This is a genomic window from Streptomyces odonnellii (assembly GCF_000981895.1).
Taxonomy (GTDB): domain Bacteria; phylum Actinomycetota; class Actinomycetes; order Streptomycetales; family Streptomycetaceae; genus Streptomyces; species Streptomyces odonnellii.
Map to the genome: position 1 here is coordinate 1 of NZ_LATD01000476.1, position 5,742 is coordinate 5,742.

The 5,742-nt window shown below is 66.1% G+C and carries 8 protein-coding genes; 2 read left to right on the forward strand and 6 right to left on the reverse strand.

The window, feature by feature from the left end; genetic code table 11:
* Positions 1–636: 636 nt before the first annotated feature.
* Positions 637–900 carry a hypothetical protein gene (locus WH07_RS33390; RefSeq protein ID WP_046508481.1) on the reverse strand — a complete coding sequence of 88 codons (264 nt, stop codon included), beginning with the start codon at positions 898–900 and terminating at the stop codon, positions 637–639.
* Positions 901–1,197: 297 nt separating this feature from the next.
* On the opposite strand from WH07_RS33390, the gene WH07_RS33395 reads away from it, so the two are divergent.
* The gene (locus WH07_RS33395; protein WP_046508484.1) at positions 1,198–2,049 is read left to right on the forward strand and encodes a helix-turn-helix domain-containing protein; all 852 of its coding nucleotides are present in this window, start codon (positions 1,198–1,200) and stop codon (positions 2,047–2,049) included.
* Positions 2,050–2,062: 13 nt separating this feature from the next.
* Positions 2,063–2,257: a DUF397 domain-containing protein gene (locus WH07_RS33400; RefSeq protein WP_046508489.1), complete on the forward strand. Its 195-nt coding sequence runs from the start codon at positions 2,063–2,065 to the stop codon at positions 2,255–2,257.
* Between the two features lie 150 nt (positions 2,258–2,407).
* Here the strand turns inward: WH07_RS33400 and WH07_RS33405 are convergent, their stop codons facing one another.
* The 5 genes from WH07_RS33405 to WH07_RS33420 form a co-directional block, all read right to left on the reverse strand.
* Positions 2,408–2,638 carry a hypothetical protein gene (locus WH07_RS33405; RefSeq protein ID WP_046508491.1) on the reverse strand — a complete coding sequence of 77 codons (231 nt, stop codon included), beginning with the start codon at positions 2,636–2,638 and terminating at the stop codon, positions 2,408–2,410.
* A gap of 289 nt (positions 2,639–2,927) precedes the next feature.
* On the reverse strand, positions 2,928–3,779 hold the full coding sequence (locus WH07_RS33410; RefSeq protein WP_046508493.1) for a helix-turn-helix domain-containing protein: 852 nt from the start codon (positions 3,777–3,779) through the stop codon (positions 2,928–2,930).
* 18 nt (positions 3,780–3,797) lie between these two features.
* The gene (locus tag WH07_RS33415) at positions 3,798–4,319 is read right to left on the reverse strand and encodes a DUF6879 family protein (protein WP_046508495.1); all 522 of its coding nucleotides are present in this window, start codon (positions 4,317–4,319) and stop codon (positions 3,798–3,800) included.
* Positions 4,291–4,533, reverse strand: coding sequence for a hypothetical protein (locus tag WH07_RS40590; RefSeq protein WP_079023769.1), 243 nt, complete (start codon positions 4,531–4,533; stop codon positions 4,291–4,293). Before WH07_RS40590 ends, WH07_RS33415 begins: the two co-directional genes overlap by 29 nt.
* Before the next feature lie 216 nt (positions 4,534–4,749).
* Positions 4,750–5,457, reverse strand: coding sequence for a DUF4232 domain-containing protein (locus WH07_RS33420; protein WP_046508496.1), 708 nt, complete (start codon positions 5,455–5,457; stop codon positions 4,750–4,752).
* Between the last annotated feature and the right edge of the window lie 285 nt (positions 5,458–5,742).

Below are 5,742 nucleotides of genomic sequence, written 5' to 3' on the forward strand. Positions count from 1 at the left end.
GGTTTGAGTGTCGTGGGGCCGTGCCGGGCGTCAAGGGCGCTCCTGCGTCGCGTCGGCTCCGCCGATTCCGCTGCGCTCCACCCCTGACCCCCGTCCCGTCCCCCCAAGTGCAGCTTCGTGGGAGGGGCGGCCCGGGGGGAGGGGTCCCCGGAGGAGGCTGCTTGTGGGGCCGGTTTCTTTGCCGGGTGCCGGCCGGTGGGTGGCTGTACGCGGCAGTGGAATGGGGCGGTGACGACACCGGCTCAGCGACTGACTGTTTGTGGACGGTTGGGGTGCAAGCAGGTGTCTGAGGTGCGTTGCCGGGTGACACCCCTAACGGAAGCCCGATCGGTAGTGCCTGGTCAGGGGCTTGTGGGATGGCTGGGGCAGTGGGCTGGCGGCGGGTCTTGTGTCGGAAGTTGCGCTAGACCGGTCCAGTACATGGGGCGGTCTGGTAGGTGGGGCGCGGGCACTGTCCGAGTGGTCAGTTCTTCGGCCTTCGCGGCTTGCGCGGTGGCTTCCCCCATGGCCCGTCGGGTCGTTCCTGCCGGACTCGTGCTGTGAACTCTGCCCGAGTCGGAACCGCTCGCGGCTCTGGACGAAGGACCGAGCCCGTGTCCCACGGGCCTGCTGCTTCCGTCCACCCAAACCTCAGCATCACCTCGCCGAAGAGGGGCGCGAAGTCGGCACCCACCAGGTCCGGCATCTGGTGTCGCAGTCCCCGGCGCGCGCGAGGAAGTCGGTCGGCAATGGGACGTGATACACCTCAAGGTAGTGCGCGAAGTCGGCCCGCCAGATCCACATACCGTCCGTCACGAGCGAGGAGCAGCCGGAGGAATGCCGGTGGGTTTCCCCGGTGAGGACGTCGACTCCGCCCTCCATGAAGTACGTGAGGTGATGACCGACGTCCAGATACGACACGATGTGCGCCTCGTCCGATTCGCCCGACGGCCAGGCCCGCCAACACTGCCGCTACGTAGCAGCCACCGCCCGCGCCCCTGCTTCCGTCGGCGTGAACCGCGCCGCCTTCCAACAGTGTGCTGAGCACGCGTCAAAACACGCCCCGGCGCCCCCACTTCGGTTCTGCCGACGGCCGCACGTGATACCGCAACCGCAACCATACGCCTCAAGCGTTGGACGCCTTATCGTAAATATCTAGACAGGTTGGACCCTCGCTCAGACACCAGACACACTGAGGTCTGACAAGAGGAGAGGCCGATGCCATCGAGGAAGGCGCCCACGGCGCGGCAGCGCCGGCTGGGTACCGAACTGCGCAAGATCCGAGAGCACACCGGGCTCTCGCTCACCGATGCGGCGGCCATGCTCGGCACGGACCGCACCACCATCAGCAACATCGAATCGGGCCGATTCGGCGTCAGCCCCGAGCGGGTGCGTACGTGGGCGGCCCACTACGAGTGCCCGGACGAGGCATACATCGAGGCCCTCGCCACCATGGCCGCAGAGCGCATAAGCGGCTGGTGGGAGGACTATCGTGGCGACTTTTCGAGCGGCGCGCTCGATCTGGCCGAGTTGGAGCACCACGCCATAGGTATCCGGTCGGTGCAGATCATGTATATGCCCGGCCTGCTCCAGAACGAGGAGTACGCGCGTGCCGTCTACGCGGAAGTCGTGCCGCCACTGAGTCCGGCACGCCAGCGGCGGCAACTCTCGCACCGGCTCAAGCGCCGCGACGTACTCGACCGGGAAGCCCCGCCGACGTGCACATTCCTGATCCATGAGGCCGCGCTGCGGATGGTGTACGGGGGCCCCAAGGTCGCCCGCGGCCAACTCCACCATCTGCTCAAGGAGTCGGACCGCGACAACGTCACTGTCCGTGCGATCCCGTTCGCTGCGGGCGGTTTCCCGGAGACCGGCAGTTCGACACAATACGTGTACGGCTCCGTCCCGCAGCTCGACACCGTACAGACGGACACCGCGACCGGACCTGCATTTCTGGATGCCGAAACGCGCCTCGTGAACTATCGAGCCGTGCTGGACAGGGTCGAGGAGCGATCGCTCGATCCTGAGAGATCACGGGACTTCATTCGCGATATTGCACAAGAGGTGTGAAGGCGTGGCAATAATGGATATTCATTGGAGAAAGTCCTCAAAATCGTCAGGTGCGGAGGGCAACAACTGCCTCGAACTCGCGGAGCACAACGGCGAGATCCTCCTGCGCGAGAGCGACCACCCCGACGTCATCATCCGCACCACCCGCACCAAGCTCCGCGCGTTCCTCGGCGGCGCCAAGGAAGGCGAGTTCGACGACCTGACCTGAGCGGCCGCGTCACCCCCCGCCTCGGGCGGTCCCCGTCGACACGGACGGGGACCGCCCGTTCCGTATCCGAGGTACGAAGCCCCGCCCATACGCCGGGGAGACGCACGGACGGGGCACGGGATCACTCGCCAACGGGACCGCTGGCCGGGACTATTTGCCGTCGCCGCCGCCCGGGGCGGGATCGCGCGGCGCCTCGGGCGGCATGGGCCCGGCGTCATGCTTGCCGCCGTCGTCCTCTGCCGTGACCAGTGAGGCCACGTCTGTGCTCGCGTCCGCCGTGGTGACTGCGGACATGTCCTCCAGGTGACGGAACGGGACGCCCCGCCATCCCTCGACGTCCGGTGCGCGCGTCTCGTACGTATCGACCGTCTGAGCGCTCATCTACCGACCTCCTCTTTGGCGAAGGGACCGCGCCGCCGTACGGTCGACGGCGTGACCGGTGAACCGCGGGCTTGAGCCGGCGGGTTGGTCACCCGCCCCGACCACTCGACCTGTCCAGGGTTCTCACCGGTCGGGGCGGATGTTGTCCGGACGCTTCGGTCTCGCCACGAGGGCAATGGGCCGTGCCGGAGTCACCCTGCGGGCGCACCTCATGCCGTCCGTTCATCCACAACGCTAGGACGGCGGCGGCAGCAACTCCTAGGCGGTTCCACGAAGTTCTACGCGGATGTCAATCCAGCGCGTCAATGGCAGAGGTGATCAGAGCACGGGCGGCGGCCCCGTGGACGGCCAGGCGGGAGAAGGCACCGAAAGCTCTGAGGTACTGCCGTATCTCACTCGGCACGGTGACGTTCACGCGCGCCGTGAGCAGTTCCGCTTCGGCCTGCTCTTCGTCGTACACGGTGAACGTCTCGATCATCCACATACGGCGCTCGGCGGAGAAGGGGATCACGCCCAGCGAGACGGATGGGAATGCCATGGCGGACAGCAGATGGCCGAGTTGTCCGGCCATCGTCTCCGCATCTCCGACACGGTGACGCAACACCGATTCTTCGAGCACAAGAGCAAAGCGATGGTTTCCCTCATGGAGCACTCGCGCAGAGCGGTTGAGCCGGGCCTCCACCGCGTCTTCCACATCATCGGGGGTCGCGTGGAACTCGCTGATGGAACGGAGCAGCGCGGATGCGTAGGCGTGGGTTTGAAGAACTCCTGGCACCACGTTGGCGCAGTAGGTGCGGAATACCCTGGTGCGCTCGTACAAGGGGATGTACGACTCCTGAAGCTGCTTCAGTCCGGACCGCTGAACGCGTCGCCACTCGACGTACATGGTGTCGGCGGAGCGGGCGGCAGCGATCAGATCGGCAGCCTGGTCATTGGCCCCACAGGCGCGGCACCACGCGCGAATATCATCCGGAGAGGCAGGAGTGACCGCATTCTCAATGCGCGAAACCTTGGACTTGTACCAACCAGCGCTCACGGCCACGACGTGGCCGGACAGGCCCGCTTCCTTCCTGATCTCCCGGAGTCGGTCCGCGATGGCTTTCCGGGCTTCCTGGACGGTTGATGACGGGGACGCGGGCATGTGTCTCGGTTCGGTCCGTCAGATCCGGTAGTCCTCATGGGGCGTGGCTCGCTCCCACACAGCGTTGAACACTGACGCACAGAACCTCGCCACGTCCGGCCGTTCGTCCAGCTCCGGCCCCGCTGAGCCGCCTTCGCCGGTGAAGTGGTTCCACATGATCATGTGTTCGTCGAACAACCAGAAATCGTTTCCCGGCAAGGCGAGATCCGAAGCCTTGCGACGTGACAGCCACCGTACCGACTCGCCGGCGGCAATGTTCTGGTACGTGCACCCGTGCTCGTACCTGATATAGGCGCTCACGGGTTCAGAGACGACACGGGCACGGCGGAACGCGACCCCTCTCGTTGTTGCGTCGCGTACCCAGGTGTGGAAGTCGTTCCACCACGTGGTCGGGTCCAGATCGGGACGCCAGCCATCACGCCACTTGTTGAACTCGGCTGCCTCCTCGCCGATCCCGTACGAGTCGCGTAGCTCAAGGTGCACGGCCGAATGGCGAGTGTTGGCCAACAGCTCAACGAACGCCAAGTCGGTCTGCGACATCACATGCCTCCCTCAGCGCAGGCACCATGCGGATCGGTAGACGCACCACTGCCTCCGTCTCGGGGATCGGCCCGGTTTCGCAGCACTGGTCCAACAACGCCTGACCGGCCTTCCAGCCCTGAATGACGATCTCTTCCGCTTCGTCGTCCACCCACGCCGTCGGGCACTGTGTTCCGTTGGTGTTCGGGTCCTTTGCGATGAACCGTAGTGCCATGTCCGCCTCCGGTCTGCCGCTTCATTGTGTGTTCCACAATGTTCTACGAGCTTGACGCGTACGACAATTGGCGTCAAGGGGCGTCAACAGGCCGATAAACCAAGGCAGTCGTACCCCTTGCGGCCCGTGGCTCTTGGGCCTCGTGCCGCAGGGGTATGTTCCGGGCGTCGCCGGTGCGTTCAGGACGCTGGTTCGGCAGGGTTTGTCAGGGGTTCGTCAGGAGCTGAACGGGACCGCGTCCGCTGCCGAGGTGTGCCAGTTGGTGACGATGGGGTCTTCGACGGTGATCGTGTCGACCGGCAGGGAGACCGGGTTCGGGTCGGTGTTGCCGATGGCGACGATGATGTTGTCCAGTTCCTTGCCGCCGTTGTCCTTGGTGGTCTTCGGGTTCACCCCGGCATACGCCCTGGTGCCGCCGCTCAGAGTGATCGCTTCGCCGACGGCCTGTTCCGCCGGGCCCGCCTCGGTGCCGTCGGATCCGAAGGCGACCGTGGGGAGTGCGGCGGGCAGGACGCAGGTGATTCCCGGGTTGGCCTTCGCGATGATCAGGATGTAACCGCCGGCCTGGGTCTCGGACCTGGTGCTCCAGGAGATGTCATTGGCTCCGCAGACCTGCCCGTAACCGCTCTTGTCGCCGGAGCCCTTGGCATCGCTGCCGGAGGTGCCGCTGCCGGAGGCACCACTCCCTGATGTACCGCTGCCTGAGGCGTTGCTGTTCTCTGCGGCCTCGGAGGTGTCTGTGGCTTCGGAAGTGTCCGAGCCCTTGGACGCGTCCGACCCGGCGTTGTTGTCGGCAGGCACCTCCGACGAGACGTTCTCCTTGGCGCCCGTGTCCGCGTCCGTGTCCTGGCAGGCGGTGAGTGACAGTGCGGCGGCGAGGACGGTGGCGGCCAGGGTGGTGGTGCGGATGCGGTGCTTGCGCATGGTTCTTCTTCCCGTGTCGGTTGGCTCTGAGGAGACGGAAGCGCGACGACGGCGAGGAAGGCGGTCGCTGAGCGACGGGTGCTTCTCGGCCGGTGCTGCTGTCTGCCCACAGCCTTCGGCCTGCCCGCCCCGAGCCGCAACCGTCCACGGGAAGTACGGGACGCTGGAACGATGAAATGCCGTCTGACCTGCGGAAACGAACCGCCCCTGGAACGGCCATCCGGGACGGCTCGCCCCGTACCCACGCGGCTTCCGGGAGATCTACGGGGTTTGCGGGGGCGGGGT

Excerpts from the sequence above, each read along its gene's own strand:
- WH07_RS33395 (WP_046508484.1), top strand. The coding sequence starts at position 1,198 with ATGCCATCGAGGAAGGCGCCCACGGCGCGGCAGCGCCGGCTGGGTACC.
- WH07_RS33400 (WP_046508489.1), top strand. The coding sequence starts at position 2,063 with ATGGATATTCATTGGAGAAAGTCCTCAAAATCGTCAGGTGCGGAGGGC.
- WH07_RS33405 (WP_046508491.1), bottom strand. The coding sequence starts at position 2,638 with ATGAGCGCTCAGACGGTCGATACGTACGAGACGCGCGCACCGGACGTC.
- WH07_RS33410 (WP_046508493.1), bottom strand. The coding sequence starts at position 3,779 with ATGCCCGCGTCCCCGTCATCAACCGTCCAGGAAGCCCGGAAAGCCATC.
- WH07_RS33415 (WP_046508495.1), bottom strand. The coding sequence starts at position 4,319 with ATGTCGCAGACCGACTTGGCGTTCGTTGAGCTGTTGGCCAACACTCGC.
- WH07_RS40590 (WP_079023769.1), bottom strand. The coding sequence starts at position 4,533 with ATGGCACTACGGTTCATCGCAAAGGACCCGAACACCAACGGAACACAG.
- WH07_RS33420 (WP_046508496.1), bottom strand. The coding sequence starts at position 5,457 with ATGCGCAAGCACCGCATCCGCACCACCACCCTGGCCGCCACCGTCCTC.